Origin of the sequence: Pantoea sp. S62, from assembly GCF_016658625.1 — a bacterium.
Taxonomy (GTDB): Bacteria; Pseudomonadota; Gammaproteobacteria; order Enterobacterales; family Enterobacteriaceae; genus Pantoea; species Pantoea vagans.
On record NZ_JACVVI010000011.1, the window covers coordinates 54,167 to 67,525 of the forward strand.

The 13,359-nt window shown below is 56.5% G+C and carries 16 protein-coding genes and 1 other RNA gene; 4 read left to right on the plus strand and 13 right to left on the minus strand.

The window, feature by feature from the left end; all coding sequences use genetic code 11:
- Nucleotide 1 precedes the first annotated feature (1 nt).
- The gene (locus IBT54_RS16065) at nucleotides 2-1,912 is read left to right on the plus strand and encodes a PRD domain-containing protein (protein ID WP_201252456.1); all 1,911 of its coding nucleotides are present in this window, start codon (nucleotides 2-4) and stop codon (nucleotides 1,910-1,912) included.
- Between the two features lie 22 nt (nucleotides 1,913-1,934).
- Here the strand turns inward: IBT54_RS16065 and IBT54_RS16070 are convergent, their stop codons facing one another.
- The gene (locus IBT54_RS16070; RefSeq protein ID WP_013359142.1) at nucleotides 1,935-2,834 is read right to left on the minus strand and encodes a LysR family transcriptional regulator; all 900 of its coding nucleotides are present in this window, start codon (nucleotides 2,832-2,834) and stop codon (nucleotides 1,935-1,937) included.
- A gap of 129 nt (nucleotides 2,835-2,963) precedes the next feature.
- Here IBT54_RS16070 and IBT54_RS16075 point away from each other — a divergent pair, with 129 nt between their 5' ends.
- A complete protein-coding gene (locus tag IBT54_RS16075; protein ID WP_061063456.1) occupies nucleotides 2,964-3,668 on the plus strand; it encodes a pirin family protein in 705 nt (234 codons plus the stop codon).
- Between the two features lie 62 nt (nucleotides 3,669-3,730).
- On the opposite strand, the gene dolP is transcribed toward IBT54_RS16075, so the two are convergent.
- Genes dolP through IBT54_RS16095 form a run of 4 tightly spaced genes read right to left on the minus strand, consistent with a single transcriptional unit; the run spans nucleotide 3,731 to nucleotide 7,303 of the window.
- Nucleotides 3,731-4,303: a division/outer membrane stress-associated lipid-binding lipoprotein gene (gene dolP, locus IBT54_RS16080; RefSeq protein ID WP_013359140.1), complete on the minus strand. Its 573-nt coding sequence runs from the start codon at nucleotides 4,301-4,303 to the stop codon at nucleotides 3,731-3,733.
- Nucleotides 4,304-4,317: 14 nt separating this feature from the next.
- Entirely contained in the window at nucleotides 4,318-4,905 is a 588-nt protein-coding gene (gene diaA, locus IBT54_RS16085; protein WP_003855538.1) for a DnaA initiator-associating protein DiaA, read from the minus strand.
- A 14-nt stretch (nucleotides 4,906-4,919) separates the two neighbouring features.
- On the minus strand, nucleotides 4,920-5,315 hold the full coding sequence (locus IBT54_RS16090; protein ID WP_033784093.1) for a YraN family protein: 396 nt from the start codon (nucleotides 5,313-5,315) through the stop codon (nucleotides 4,920-4,922).
- Nucleotides 5,273-7,303, minus strand: a complete 2,031-nt coding sequence (locus tag IBT54_RS16095) for a penicillin-binding protein activator (protein ID WP_201252457.1) — start codon at nucleotides 7,301-7,303, stop codon at nucleotides 5,273-5,275. The genes IBT54_RS16090 and IBT54_RS16095 overlap by 43 nt, the downstream gene beginning before the upstream one ends.
- Nucleotides 7,304-7,365: 62 nt before the next feature.
- Between IBT54_RS16095 and rsmI the strand changes: the two genes are divergently transcribed.
- Together rsmI and rnpB are read left to right on the plus strand one after the other, a co-directional pair.
- Nucleotides 7,366-8,232, plus strand: coding sequence for a 16S rRNA (cytidine(1402)-2'-O)-methyltransferase (rsmI, locus tag IBT54_RS16100; protein WP_013359137.1), 867 nt, complete (start codon nucleotides 7,366-7,368; stop codon nucleotides 8,230-8,232).
- A 33-nt stretch (nucleotides 8,233-8,265) separates the two neighbouring features.
- Nucleotides 8,266-8,644: RNase P RNA component class A (gene rnpB, locus IBT54_RS16105), an RNA gene on the plus strand.
- 175 nt (nucleotides 8,645-8,819) lie between these two features.
- Here the strand turns inward: rnpB and IBT54_RS16110 are convergent.
- From IBT54_RS16110 to IBT54_RS16145, 8 genes are all read right to left on the minus strand, one after another.
- On the minus strand, nucleotides 8,820-9,794 hold the full coding sequence (locus IBT54_RS16110; RefSeq protein WP_201252458.1) for a glutathione S-transferase family protein: 975 nt from the start codon (nucleotides 9,792-9,794) through the stop codon (nucleotides 8,820-8,822).
- A 76-nt stretch (nucleotides 9,795-9,870) separates the two neighbouring features.
- Nucleotides 9,871-10,284 carry a DoxX family protein gene (locus IBT54_RS16115; RefSeq protein ID WP_013359135.1) on the minus strand — a complete coding sequence of 138 codons (414 nt, stop codon included), beginning with the start codon at nucleotides 10,282-10,284 and terminating at the stop codon, nucleotides 9,871-9,873.
- 202 nt (nucleotides 10,285-10,486) lie between these two features.
- Nucleotides 10,487-10,771: a YqjK-like family protein gene (locus tag IBT54_RS16120; RefSeq protein ID WP_033733988.1), complete on the minus strand. Its 285-nt coding sequence runs from the start codon at nucleotides 10,769-10,771 to the stop codon at nucleotides 10,487-10,489.
- The gene (locus IBT54_RS16125; protein WP_201252459.1) at nucleotides 10,771-11,166 is read right to left on the minus strand and encodes a phage holin family protein; all 396 of its coding nucleotides are present in this window, start codon (nucleotides 11,164-11,166) and stop codon (nucleotides 10,771-10,773) included. Before IBT54_RS16125 ends, IBT54_RS16120 begins: the two co-directional genes overlap by 1 nt.
- A gap of 2 nt (nucleotides 11,167-11,168) precedes the next feature.
- Nucleotides 11,169-11,474 (minus strand): YqjD family protein, encoded by a 306-nt coding sequence (locus IBT54_RS16130; protein ID WP_201252460.1) that lies wholly within the window; start codon nucleotides 11,472-11,474, stop codon nucleotides 11,169-11,171.
- Between the two features lie 35 nt (nucleotides 11,475-11,509).
- Nucleotides 11,510-11,884, minus strand: coding sequence for a DUF1090 domain-containing protein (locus tag IBT54_RS16135; RefSeq protein ID WP_033784674.1), 375 nt, complete (start codon nucleotides 11,882-11,884; stop codon nucleotides 11,510-11,512).
- A gap of 190 nt (nucleotides 11,885-12,074) precedes the next feature.
- Nucleotides 12,075-12,422 (minus strand): EnvZ/OmpR regulon moderator MzrA, encoded by a 348-nt coding sequence (gene mzrA, locus IBT54_RS16140; protein ID WP_013359131.1) that lies wholly within the window; start codon nucleotides 12,420-12,422, stop codon nucleotides 12,075-12,077.
- Nucleotides 12,422-13,096 (minus strand): DedA family protein, encoded by a 675-nt coding sequence (locus IBT54_RS16145; protein WP_003850219.1) that lies wholly within the window; start codon nucleotides 13,094-13,096, stop codon nucleotides 12,422-12,424. The genes mzrA and IBT54_RS16145 overlap by 1 nt, the downstream gene beginning before the upstream one ends.
- Nucleotides 13,097-13,359: the final 263 nt, after the last annotated feature.

A 13,359-nucleotide genomic window follows, 5' to 3' on the forward strand; every position in this document is an offset into this window, starting at 1 on the left:
TGTGAGATTTCCCAATCAGCGCCTCGCGCAACTGTTCGATGCCCTGCAAAACGAAACGCTGCCTCAGGATGAGCTGGCGCGGCGTTTTGCCGTCTCGACCCGCACCGTGCGCACCGATATCACGGCGCTGAATGCGCTGCTGGCAGAGCATGGCGCGCAGTTTATCCTGAGCCGTGGCGCGGGCTATCAGCTGAAGATTGAGGATGCTCAGCGCTTTCAGCATCTGCAGCAGCACACCGCGTCGCCGCTGCGGGTGCCACGCACCTCGCCAGACCGGGTTCGCTACCTGCTGACCCGTTTTCTCACTGCGGCCTATTCGCTGAAACTTGAAGAGCTGGCCGAAGAGTGGTTTGTCAGCCGCGCTACCCTGCAGAATGATATGGCAGAAGTCCGCGAATGGCTGGGGCGCTATCATCTTACTATTGAGAGCAAGCCACACTACGGCATGAAGCTGTTCGGCAGCGAAGTGGCGATTCGGACCTGCCTGACCGATCTGTTATGGCAAATCGATCAGGCGCAGCCGGAGAGTCCGCTGCTGACGATTGAAGCGCTTAACAGCGGCATGCTGGATACGCTGCGCCCGCTGCTGCAAAACTGCTTTGCCCAGCACAATATTCGCCTCAGCGATGAGGGCGAGCGCTATCTGCGGCTTTACTGCGCCGTGGCGGTGCGTCGCATCAGTGAAGGCTATCCGTTAAACGATCCGGGAGCCGAGGAGATTGGTGATGAGGTGCGTGAAGCGGCACATCAGCTGATTAATCTGATGCGCCCGCTGGTCAGCAAACCGATTTCACCAGCGGAAGAGAACTGGCTGCGGGTCAATATTGCGGCGCGGCGCATTCAGGCGATCGCCCCCAGCGCTATTAATGCCGATGACGCCGACGCTTTAGTGGATTACCTGCTCAGCTTTATTAACACCCACTACAACTTCAATCTGCAAAACGATCAGCAGCTGCGTGCCGATCTGCTCACCCACATCAAAACCATGATTACCCGGGTGCGCTATCAGATCCACATTCCCAACCCCTTGCTCAGCAACATCAAGCAGCACTATCCGATGGCCTACGATGTCACCTTAGCGGCGGTAACCAGCTGGGGGAAATATACCCCGTATGTTATCTCCGAAAATGAGATCGGCTTTCTGGTGCTGCATATTGGCGTCGGGCTGGAGCGCCACTATGACGTCGGCTATCAGCGCCATCCGCAGGTGCTGCTGGTGTGCGACAGCGGTAACTCTACGCTGCGCATGATTGAGGCAATGCTGCTGCGTAAATACCCGCAGTTACAGGTCACGGCGCGCCTGTCACAGCGCGAATATGAGGCGCGCAGCCGTATCGACGAAGATTTTGTTATCTCGACCATCCGGCTCAGTGAAAAAGAGAAACCGGTGGTGGTGATGTCACCGTTTCCCACCGGTTTTCAGCTGGAGCAGATTGGCAAGCTGGTGCTGGTCGACCGGACGCGGCCCTACATGTTGGCGAAATTTTTTGATGCCCAGCATTTTCATATTGTTGACAGGCCGATGACCCAGTCTGAACTGTTTCGTCAGCTGTGCGATCAGCTGCAGGAGGAGGGCTTTGTGGATGCGGCGTTCTATCCGTCGGTTGAAGAGCGTGAAGCGATTGTCAGCACCATGCTGGGCGAAGGAATCGCACTGCCGCACTCGCTGGGACTGCTGGCAAAGAAAACCGTGGTCTATACCGTGCTGGCACCGCACGGCATCGCGTGGGGCGACGATACCGCCTATGTCATCTTCCTGCTGGCCATCAGCAAAAGTGAGTATGAAGAGGCAATGGCGATATACGATCTGTTTGTGACCTTCCTGCGTGAACGGGCGATGACCCGCCTGCGGGACAGCAGCGATTTCAACAGCTTCAGGGCGGTGGCGATGGATTGCCTGAGCCGGTCTTAGCTTCGCCCTGAAACCATGATACTTAGTTTTTCTTCGCCAGCAGGCGCGGGATCTCGCGCAGACACCAGGATTTGGCTTCGCCCATGCTGTCACGTCGCCACGCCATAATAATATCGACCTCGCGGGTATACTCCGGACTCACCACCCGCAGGCGGCCTTCGGCAATATCCTGCTCGACTAATGAATAGGGCATGGTTGCCACGCCCAGGCCCGCCAGCAGCGCACGGCGCTTGTCGTCCATGCTGCTCACGGTCAGGCGCTGCTGCTTATCCAGCAACTGCACGGTCAGCACCGGACGCTCACGTGCGGTATCCGCAACCGCAATGCCACGGTATTTCACCCGCGTTACTTCAGACTGCGGTTCCGGCTCGTTATGAATCGGGTGATCCGCACTGGCGACGTAGACGCTCATCATGGTGTAGAGCTTGCGGGTATTGATCTCGGTGGAGGCGCGGAAGTGCATATCGGGGGCAATCACGATATCGGCGCGGCCCTGTTCCAGTCGTTCCCATGCGCCCGCCAGCACTTCCGTCACCAGCGAAAACTGCGTGTTGGCTTTGTCGGCCAGACGGGTCACCAGCGGAAACAGTGCATCAATGGGCACCAGCGCTTCGGTAACAATGGTCAGATGGGTTTCCCAGCCACGCGCCAGCGCTTCCGCATCGGTGGTGAGCTTGTCGGCCGCTTCCAGCAGTACCCGGCCACGCTCCAGCAGCATGCGTCCCACGTTGGTAAATTTGGTACGGTGACCGGAGCGGTCAAACAGCACCACATCCAGCTCCTCTTCCAGCTTCTGCATGGTGTAGCTGAGGGCGGAAGGCACGCGCCCCAGTTCATCTGCGGCTGCTGCAAAACTGCCACGCCGATCAATCGCATCCATAACGCGTAACGATTCAAGGGTTAACGCACGCTCTTTAGCCATCCCGGTTCTCTGTCAGGAAATTTGAACATGCCGGGCAGATTAACTGGCTAACAATCCGGCGTCCAGACTTTTACCATAGGTGCATAAAGTCCGTGGCCGATCCTCGTCACCGGATGCCGGAGGTAAATAATGATAACGACACGCAGTGCGTCCGCCTGTGGTCAGGCCGATTTCGGCTGGTTACAGGGCCGCTACAGTTTCTCTTTTGGCCACTATTTTGATCCCAAACTGATGGGTTACGCGTCGCTGCGCGTACTGAACCAGGAAGTGCTGGCACCGGGTGCCGCTTTTCAGCCGCGCACTTATCCTCAGGTCGATGTGCTGAACATCGTGCTGCAGGGTGAAGCCGAATACCGCGACAGTGAAGGCAACACGATCAGCGTGCGGGAAGGGGAAGCGCTTCTGCTCTCTGCTCAGCCCGGAGTGAGTTACACCGAAATTAACCTGAGCAAAGATCGCCCGCTGACGCGCATGCAGCTCTGGCTGGCCGCCTGTCCGGAGCGCGAAAATCCGCGGATGCAGAAAATAGTCCTCACAGATGGCCGCGTGTCTCAGTTGATTGCTTCGCCGGATGGCGTGGACGACAGCCTGCAACTGCGTCAGCAGGTGTGGATCCATCAGGTCGAGCTGGCACCGGGCGAACATTACTCGCTGCCGATACAGGGGCCACGAGCCTACCTGCAGTCGATTCACGGTTCGCTGGAGGCGATGTCCGGCACGGATCATCAGGAGAAGCTGGGCTGTGGCGATGGTGCCTTTTTGCAGGAAGAGAAGCAGTTGCAGCTGACTGCAAAAACCGCGACCCGCGCGCTGGTGATCGACATTCCGGTCTGAAACGGTCTGAAAAAAAAGCAATAAAAAAGGCGGCCAGGGCCGCCTTTTTGCGTTTTTATCGGTTACTTCAGCATGGTAAAGGCGGTGGTGACGTGCTTCACGCCACTGACGCGGCTGGCAACATCGGCCGCGGCCTGCGCTTCCTGTTGCGTCACCAGACCCAGCAGGAACACTTCGCCATTCTCGGTCGTCACCTTCACGTTGGAGGATTTCACCTGATCGCTGCCCAGCAGCTGCGAGCGGATTTTGGTGGTGATCCAGGTATCTGAGGACGTGGTGCCCAGCGTCACTTTCTGGCCGATGCGGATCTCGTTGTAGACCTCGGTTGCGCCATCAACGCCCATGGTGATTTGTTTGGCACGATTGGCGATCTCCTGCGAAGGTGCCTGGCCGGTCAGCAGCACTTTGCCCTGATAAGCCGTGGCGATGACGCGGGCATCGGTTTTAATCTGCTGATCTTTCGCCAGCGCGTTAGTGACGCGCAGCTCCAGGGTGCCGTCATCAACCTGCGTCCCTACCGAGCGGGGATCGGTCGCCGTTTTGGTGGCAACCGCTGCGCCGCCAGCCACAACCGCAACGCAGCCCTGCAGCAGCATGGCGGTTAACAGAATAGCTATAGCATTCAATGCTTTCATTCGTGCTCCTTCGGTCATTCCTGATGGGGAAAGAGAGTGTTATCGATCAGATCGCATAAGCAATTAACGGTGAGCATATGCATCTCCTGAATACGGGCGCTGCGGTGCGACGGAATGCGGATTTCCACATCCTGCGGACCCAGCAGTCCGGCGAGCTCTCCGCCATCATACCCGGTAAGCGCAACGATAGTCATATCGCGTGTTACCGCCGCTTCTACCGCCTTGACGATGTCGCGGGTGTTGCCCCGGGTTGAGATAGCCAGTAACACATCGCCTGCGTGTCCCAGTGCGCGTACCTGCTTGGCATAGATTTCATCATGCAGACGGTCGTTACCAATCGCGGTCAGCATCACGTTGTCGGCACTTAAGGCCAGCGCCGGTAAGCTGGGGCGTTCGGTCTCAAAACGGTTGATCATGCTGGCGGCGAAGTGCTGGGCATTGGCAGATGAAGCACCGTTACCACAGCTCAGGATTTTATTGCCATTCAGTAGCGACTGCACCAGCGTCATGGCCGCGCGCGAGATAGCATCGGGCAACGCCTCGGCTGCGGCAATCTGGGTTTGAATACTTTCGGTAAAACACGCTTTAATTCTTTCCTGCACACGACCACCTGGTTCTAAACGTCTGCATTAAAGGCATTCGGCAGCCACTCGAGCGCCGTGCCGGTAATGGCGATGATGTCGAAACGGCAATTCACTGTTTCAAAACTGCCGCCGCGTTGCGCCAGCCAGAGAGCGGCAGCGCGCAGCAGCTTTTGTTGTTTATTCCGGGTAACGCTGGCAAGTGCGCCACCGTAACGCGCATCGCGCCGGTAGCGGACTTCAACAAACACCCAACAGTGCCCGTCACGCATAATCAGGTCAAGTTCACCATTGCGAAAGTGAACATTGCTGGCGACCCATATCAGGCCAGCCTGCTCCAGATAGCGCCGGGCATCTTCTTCATGCCCGGCACCAATCTGACGGCGATTTAGTTGGCCGGTGCGATTTCGCCCCGACGATACTGGTTCCATGTCAACTTCCTGTTGATCACACAATCCGTGTCGGCGCTGAGCTTGCCGGTATTGCCATCCAGCGTAAAGCCAGGAGACTGACGCATCTGGTTGAAGTGATTCGCCAGCGTCCAGGCATCCATACCCATGGCATAGAGACGCACCAGCGAGTAGTCATTATTGAATGACTTTGAGGTCTGCTGCATCAGGCCAGGGTTGCTGCCGGAGAGCAGCGGAATATCGCTGAACTGCAGGCCATCCATTTCCAGACGGAAGTCCGGGCCGGCACCCGCCTGCGCGCTGCGCGAGCTGGCATACAGCGAAATGTTGCTGCGGCTGCCGGTGCGCATGGCAATCATAGGCTTGATCAGCTGCAGTTCATCCTGCGTGGAGACGATGTAGACCGCATCGACGCCGCCACCGCTGCTGGTGCTGACCACATCTGGCGTGCTCTGTTGCGGTGCCGGAATGGTCAGGCCCGCAATCGAAACACCCTGCGGCTCAGCAGGTGCAGCGTTCACCGGCGTACCCGATAAGCTGATGCCCGCACCGCTGTTGATGCCCTGTTTCAGCTCAGATGTCGAGCCAAATCGCTGCTGCATGACGGTGCTGCCACCCAGTTTCTGCCACTCCTGAGCAAAAGCGTTGGTGACGCGATCGCCCAGTCCGCTGCGCGGCACCAGCAACAGCGGCTGGCGTTTGCCCTGATCCCAGATATGGTGCGCGGCATCGCGCGCTTCGTCTTCAGGAGAAAGCGCAAAGTAGCAGATATTCGGATGGTTCTGGATCTTCTCCGGCTCATTGAGCGCAAGCACATTCAGTGGCGTCTGGCTGTTGGCGACCTTTTCAACGTTGCTCTTCAGCAGCGGGCCGACCACGATAGTCGCGCCATCCTGCTGAGCCTGCTGCATGACCTGCTCAATAGGCTGGCTGCTGGTGTCATAGACTTTGATCTGGGCGTTGCTGGCCGGTGCGGCAGTAGCAGGCTGAGACTGGGGCTGTGACTGAGGTTGGGTTGTGGTGTCAGCAGACTGCTGCGGCGCGCTGATGGGATCGGCAGCCGATCCCGCTGCAGCGGCAGGTTGCGTGCTGGCCGTCGCATCTGCAGCGGCAGGCTGGGCAGCAGCAGGCTGAGCGACCGGTGCGGAGACGCCGTTCTTCGCGTCGTTAAAGCCTTTCTGAATCGCATTCGCGAACACCTGCGCCTGGCCGTTCAGCGGCAGCAACAGCGCGATGATGCTGGTTGAGGCTTTGGTGTAGTTCTGCATCTGGCTTAGCTGCGTCGGCAGCGTTTTGGCCGCCGGGTTCTGTGGATAGCGGGTCTGCCAGTCTTTGATAGCTGACTTCAGCATCTCCGCATCCTGCGCGTTGGCGCGCCAGACCGCGAGCAGATCGAGCCAGCCCTGCAGCACATTTTCGTCGGCATTAATCACCAGGTTGCTGGCCTCCTGCGGCGACATCTGCGTCAGTGTCTGCCAGGTGGCGTCAATGTTGGCCTGATGATCGGTGCCTTTCAGCAGCGGCTCATGCGCAATATAGGTGCGCAGCAGTGAGAGTGAAGGGCGACCCTGGGCGCTGGCGATCTGCAGGCTGTAATAACGCGCCAGCTGATCCTGCGACAGCGAACCGGTTTTCACGGCAGCTAATAGCGGTTCAGCTTCTTTGGTTTTCTGCTGTGAAATCAGCAATTGCGCTTTCAGCAGCAGGGATTCCTGTTGCTGCGTCTCAGAGAGTTGCTGCGGCAACTGGCTCAGTTGCTGGGTCGCCTCAGGATACTTTCCTTCCTTCAACAGGGCGCGGATTGCGAGTAATTGCCAGTCGGTCTTGCTATCATCGCTGCTTTGCTGCGCTTGCTGCAGATAGTAAGCGGAGCTGGCGGTGACTGGCCCCTGAATATTGACGGTTGAGGTTTGCGGCCCCTGACCGCTACATGCGGCTAAAATCAGCCCAGCAAGAATGACAGGCAGAAAGCGTCCTGCTTTATGACGAACGACTTTTGAAGGAAGCATACTGTATCCAGTGATGTTTTTTTCAAGATGCTCAATATTAAATCGGCAATTCGGATGAAACAATGAAACAACTCGATCGGGCAGAGATTTCTGCCAGCACGCTCTACATCGTTCCAACCCCGATTGGTAATTTGGGTGATATCACCCAGCGGGCGCTGACGGTGCTTTCGAGCGTCGATCTGGTCGCTGCGGAAGATACACGTCATACCGGGCTGTTGCTACAACATTTCGCCATCAATGCGCGACTCTTCTCACTTCATGACCACAACGAGCAGCACAAGGCTGAACTGCTGTTAACGAAGCTGCAGGAGGGTCAAAGCATAGCCTTAGTTTCCGATGCTGGCACGCCGCTGATCAACGATCCGGGCTACCATCTGGTGCGTCGCTGCCGTGAAGCGGGTATTCGTGTGGTGCCGCTGCCCGGTGCCTGTGCTGCCATTGCCGCGTTAAGTGCTGCAGGACTGCCATCCGATCGTTTCTGTTACGAAGGGTTTCTGCCCGCCAAAACCAAAGGCCGCTGCGATGCGCTGCGGGCGCTGGTACAGGAGCCACGCACGCTGATTTTTTATGAATCGACCCACCGTCTGATCGACAGTCTGCAGGATATGGTGAGTGAGCTGGGGGCTGAACGCTACGTCGTGCTGGCGCGCGAGCTGACCAAGACCTGGGAGTCAATTTACGGTGCACCGGTTGGCGAACTGCTGGCCTGGGTGAAAGAAGATGACAATCGTCGTAAAGGTGAAATGGTGCTGATTGTTGAAGGGCACAAGGTCGATGACGAAGACGCGTTACCGGCCGATGCGCTGCGTACGCTGGCGCTGCTGCAAAAAGAGCTGCCACTGAAGCGCGCCGCTGCGCTGACCGCTGAGATCCACAGCGTGAAGAAGAATGCCCTCTATAAGTATGCGCTGGAGCAGCAAGAGGCGTGACAAATGCCGGCGAATGTCCTATTATCCCGCGCCGAAGCTGACCAGACAGTCGCCGCTTTGTCGTCGTCCTCACTTGTGGGGAGACGGGCAGAGGGGAGGAAAGTCCGGGCTCCATAGGGCAGGGTGCCAGGTAACGCCTGGGAGGCGCAAGCCTACGACCAGTGCAACAGAGAGCAAACCGCCGATGGCCCAGAAATGGGATCAGGTAAGGGTGAAAGGGTGCGGTAAGAGCGCACCGCGCGACTGGCAACAGTTCGTGGCACGGTAAACTCCACCCGGAGCAAGGCCAAATAGGGGTTCACAAGGTACGGCCCGTACTGAACCCGGGTAGGCTGCTTGAGCCAGTGAGCGATTGCTGGCCTAGATGAATGACTGTCCACGACAGAACCCGGCTTAACGGTCAGCTTCGACTTTTTACCAGAAACCCCGCCTCGGCGGGGTTTTTGCTTTTGCGGGCCTGGTGCAGGCAGCGATGAATGACTGTCCACGACGCTCTCTATGAAAAGAACGCGGCTTAACGGTCAGCGTCGACTTTTTACCAGAAACCCCGCCTCGGCGGGGTTTTTGCTTTTTGGCGCTAACAACATTTAACCGCGGCCGTGCGGTTCATCCCAGTCAAACGCCGGGCCCAGCGAAATGACGCCGCTCGGGTTGATGGTCTTGTGGCTGCAGTAGTAGTGATGACGGATATGCGGCAGATTGACCGTCTCCGCAATGCCCGGCATCTGATAGATATCACGCAGGAAACCGCTGAGGTTTCTGTAGTCACCGATCCGGTGACGATCGCATTTGAAGTGGGTCACATAGACCGGATCAAAGCGCACCAGCGTGGTCCACAAACGTAGATCCGCTTCGGTCAATTGATCGCCGGTGAGATAGCGATGCTGGCCCAGGATCTGCTCCAGCCGTGACAGCGAATGGAACAGCGCAGTGACGGCCTCATCGTACGCGGATTGCGACGTGGCGAAGCCCGATTTATAGACGCCGTTATTCACGGTGTCGTAAATCCAGCCATTCAGCTCATCAATCTTTTCACGCAGCGCAACGGGATAGTAGTCACCGGCACGGGCGCCCACCGCATCAAACGCACTGTTGAACATGCGGATGATATCCGCTGATTCATTGCTGACGATGGTGTTCTGCTGCTTGTCCCACAATACCGGCACAGTAACGCGGCCACTGTATTGCGGGTCGGCGTGCAGATAGAGCTGATAAAGGAACTCGTTCTGGTAGAGCTTATCGCCGGTCGCATCCTGGAAGGTGTCATCGAACGTCCAGCCATTCTCCAGCATCAGTGGATTTACCACGGAGACATCGATCATGCTGTCCAGACCTTTCAGCTGACGCATCAGCAGCGTGCGGTGCGCCCAGGGGCAGGCCAGCGAGACATAAAGATGATAGCGATCGCGCTCAGCGGCAAATCCCGCTTTACCGACCGGACCGGCGCTGCCATCCGACGTTACCCAGTTGCGAAAAGCCGATTCTGAACGCTTGAAACGTCCGCCGGTAGATTTGGTGTCGTACCAGGTGTCATGCCAGACACCGTCAATTAACTGTCCCATAATGGCTCCAATGCAAGCAGGGCGGGGAAATGTCCCCGCCCTGTTAAGTATATGTGGCAATACGCTTTATGTGAGATTAGCGCGCAATTGATGCCTGTGGTTTTCTTTTGCTGATCAGGCGATCAAGGCTGTATGCACCCGGGCCCACCAGACCTAACACCAGGAAACCACCTGCGATAGAGAGGTTCTTCATGAACATCAGCTGGTTTACGCCTTCTGCGAAGTTACTGTGAAACAGAAACGCGGTCAGGATGGTGAAGCCGGCAGTGAACAGGGCAGTAAAACGGGTCAGGAAACCAAACAGAATCGCCAGACCGCCGCCAAACTCCAGCAGGATAACCAGTGGCAGCATAAAGCCAGGGACGCCCATCGCTTCCATATATTGCTGAGTACCTGCATAACCGGTGATTTTGCCCCAGCCGGCCGTAATGAACAGGATTGGCATCAGGATACGAGCCACTAATAAACCAACGTCTTCGAATTTTTTCATCATTTACTCCAGCGCTATCAGGGATGCAGGGCAAGCTGCCCGCAGGGTTTATGCCCGCTGAAAGCAGTTCTGCATTCATTGGGTTGATAGCTGGAGATGATAATCGCGGCGTGGAAAGGTTGTAAGCGAGATATACTGTCAGTGTTCTTCAGAAATTCTGAAGAAGAAAAGCCGGCCTTTTCAGGACCGGCTTTAAGCGGGATTAACGCGGGGGAAGAGCAGACTTGATCATGCGCCAGGTGCTCCAGGCACCGAATCCCCGCTTCGCCCAGCGCAACAGCTTGCTCGGACTGCGAATGGAGTAAACGGCGAGCGCGCTGCTGCCAATGGCCAGATAGCGACGTAAGCTGAGGAAAGTAAACCAGCCGCGATCGTAGTGGGCGGTGCCTTCCAGCCAGTCACGCCGCGCAGCGCTTAAATCCAGCCGCTGCTGCTGCACATGCTTAAGCAGTTCATGGATGCGTTCTTCACGCTCGCGGCGGCTCATCAGCGCTGGTCCTCAAGCAAATTACGGTCTGTTTCCAGCTCTTTGCGCGTATGGTGCAACAGCGTGGACTGACGTGATTTGTGAAGCGTCCAGAGCCCGAAAATAACCGCCAGCAAAAACAGCGTACCGGTCGTGATGCCAATCGCCATCAGACGATATTGTGCATCGACTGCCCAGATGATCAGGACCATCAGGCTCATCAGACCAAATGCAGTGAACAGCATTGTCAGGCCAATCATCAACAGCATCTGTATCAGATTCGCTTTCTCATGCTCCAGTTCCACTACTGCCAGACGAACGCGTGTCTCAACCATGCCAACCAGCGTGGTAACGATACGCTGGCCGATGTTAATGACCCCTTTAGCCGGGCCGTGGTTCTGCTGTGAGTCGGCCATGGTTAGCGACGCGAAATGAGCATGCCGAGTGCGACGCCAATCGCTGCAGCGATACCCACACCATGCCATGGATTCTCACGCACGTAGCCTTCGGCTTTCTGCGCCGCTTCGCGCGTAGTCGCTGCGATGCGCTCGCCTGATTCGCCCAGACGCTCACGTGAGCTGTCCAGCGCATCACGCGCTTTACTGCGAAGTTTATCCAGCTCGCCTTTGGATTTTTCGGTGCTGCTGCTCAGCACTTCTTCCAGGGTGTCGGCAAGGTTTTTCAGTTCAGCACGCAAATGTTCCGATGATGTGTCTTTAGACATAAAATACTCCTTTAACATCAGTTGGTTAATTCCGATTAATAGGGCTCCGCCTGTAACTTTTTCAGCTCCCGGCGCGCTTCATCCAGTTTTTGTTGTCGTTTGGCAATCTTCTCCCTGTCATGGCCCTCTTCACGCTCTTCCCTGAGTGCGTGCTCACGCTCAGCCACTTTCTGCTTCTGAGCATTAATTCTTTCCAGATGGGCGGCTTCCAGCTTTTTATCGCTGCAATCAGCCCGGACTTCGGTCAGCGCGCGCTCCAGGCCGTTAACCCGGCGCTGGTTGTTATGCTTCTGCGCCATCCCGATTTCACGCTGAATATCCTGTTCTTTCTGTTCACAAAGCGATTCTGCTGCCAGCAGCGAACCCGACAGCGAAAGCAGCGCGACGCCCAGCAATACTTGATATTTCATCGGTCCTGAACCTTCCATTGCGACCTGATTCGTCATCACGCGTCAGGCATTATGCCTGCAGGTGCTGAAAATCGACTCTCGGTTAAGCATAGACACCGATAGTAAAAAGTTCAAAGAAGACCGGGAGATAGAGAGCCTTTCAGACCGCCACACCCTGCCGCGGCGGTCTGAAAGCAAAGAGAGGGTCAGATTACGCCAGAGAGAGGTGCTGAGCGTGATCGTGCTGAGCGACGATAAAGCCCTGCGGCAGAAGGCGGCGTAATACCTTCTGTGCGGCCAGGCTCTGCTCTTCACTGTCAAAATGAATGATCAGTGCGTCACCCGCAGGCGTGATGCTTTTGATACGGATCCCCTGCGCGCTTAATTGCTGATAGAGATAAAAGCCATCAGGCAGCGTTGCGCCAGCATGAGAAACCCGAATCTGCACCACCGTCTCGTGCTGCATCAGAGGAGGAACCACACAAAGCGCGGTCAGCGCAAGCGCGCCAGCAATCAACCACGGTATCCACCGTTTAGGAATAGCCTGCAGCAGTTTCATTACTCGGCTTTCCCGTTCTGATTCGCCTGACGCTTACGCCATAACACGACCAGCGACCCCACCAGGCCAAAGACCAGCAGCGCCAGCGGCAGCATCATCAGGAAGAACATCATCTCATCTTCATAACGACGGAAAATGGGGGTTTTACCCAGCGCAAAGCCGATAACGGTCAGAATGACCACCCAGAGGAAAGCACTCACCCAGTTGAAGAACTGAAAGCGGGCATTGCTGAGGCCTGATAACCCGGCGATGGTCGGCAGCAGCGTTCGCACAAAGGCGATAAAGCGGCCAATCAACAGGGCAGATAAGCCGTGACGGTGGAACATGCTGTGCGCGCGCAGATGATACTGGGCGGGAAGGTGAGAAAGCCATTTCTGTACCGTAGGCGTATTGCCCAGCCAGCGGCCCTGAATGTAGCTCACCCAGCAGCCGAGGCTGGCTCCGGTGGTTAAAACCAGAATCGTTAATGGGAAACTCATGGTGCCTTTGGCAATCAGAACGCCGACCAGAATCAGCAGACTGTCACCCGGCAGAAATGCGGCAGGAAGCAGGCCATTTTCTAAAAACAAAATCATGAACAGCACGCCGTAAATGGCCCATACCAGCGTGGGGTCGGAGAGGGTTTCGTAGTCCTGTTGCCACAGGGCATGCAGCAACGCTTGCAAAATATCCATCAATCATTCCTGAACATCATTGTTAAACATGTCCCACAGGGACTTAAACGCAGACCGGCATTTCGTTATAAATTTTAGGAGCGCAGCCTGGGCGGGGTTTTCCGGATCCTTCCAGAATTGATTGTTAAATCAGCGACTTTATAAAACCCTGTCGCAAAGGGTAATAAAAGGGCGATAACTGTAACAAAAATCGCCTGTCTGAGACAGGAAAACTCTCTGGCGAACAGGAGTTTTACCTTGTGAAACGGCGTGTAAAAAGGAGC

Excerpts from the sequence above, each read along its gene's own strand:
- IBT54_RS16090 (WP_033784093.1), bottom strand. The coding sequence starts at position 5,315 with ATGGAACCAGTATCGTCGGGGCGAAATCGCACCGGCCAACTAAATCGC.
- IBT54_RS16075 (WP_061063456.1), top strand. The coding sequence starts at position 2,964 with ATGATAACGACACGCAGTGCGTCCGCCTGTGGTCAGGCCGATTTCGGC.
- IBT54_RS16145 (WP_003850219.1), bottom strand. The coding sequence starts at position 13,096 with ATGGATATTTTGCAAGCGTTGCTGCATGCCCTGTGGCAACAGGACTAC.
- IBT54_RS16125 (WP_201252459.1), bottom strand. The coding sequence starts at position 11,166 with ATGGCCGACTCACAGCAGAACCACGGCCCGGCTAAAGGGGTCATTAAC.
- IBT54_RS16115 (WP_013359135.1), bottom strand. The coding sequence starts at position 10,284 with ATGAAAAAATTCGAAGACGTTGGTTTATTAGTGGCTCGTATCCTGATG.
- IBT54_RS16130 (WP_201252460.1), bottom strand. The coding sequence starts at position 11,474 with ATGTCTAAAGACACATCATCGGAACATTTGCGTGCTGAACTGAAAAAC.
- IBT54_RS16135 (WP_033784674.1), bottom strand. The coding sequence starts at position 11,884 with ATGAAATATCAAGTATTGCTGGGCGTCGCGCTGCTTTCGCTGTCGGGT.
- IBT54_RS16095 (WP_201252457.1), bottom strand. The coding sequence starts at position 7,303 with ATGCTTCCTTCAAAAGTCGTTCGTCATAAAGCAGGACGCTTTCTGCCT.
- dolP (WP_013359140.1), bottom strand. The coding sequence starts at position 4,303 with ATGAAAGCATTGAATGCTATAGCTATTCTGTTAACCGCCATGCTGCTG.
- IBT54_RS16120 (WP_033733988.1), bottom strand. The coding sequence starts at position 10,771 with ATGAGCCGCCGCGAGCGTGAAGAACGCATCCATGAACTGCTTAAGCAT.
- IBT54_RS16070 (WP_013359142.1), bottom strand. The coding sequence starts at position 2,834 with ATGGCTAAAGAGCGTGCGTTAACCCTTGAATCGTTACGCGTTATGGAT.
- IBT54_RS16110 (WP_201252458.1), bottom strand. The coding sequence starts at position 9,794 with ATGGGACAGTTAATTGACGGTGTCTGGCATGACACCTGGTACGACACC.
- mzrA (WP_013359131.1), bottom strand. The coding sequence starts at position 12,422 with ATGAAACTGCTGCAGGCTATTCCTAAACGGTGGATACCGTGGTTGATT.
- rsmI (WP_013359137.1), top strand. The coding sequence starts at position 7,366 with ATGAAACAACTCGATCGGGCAGAGATTTCTGCCAGCACGCTCTACATC.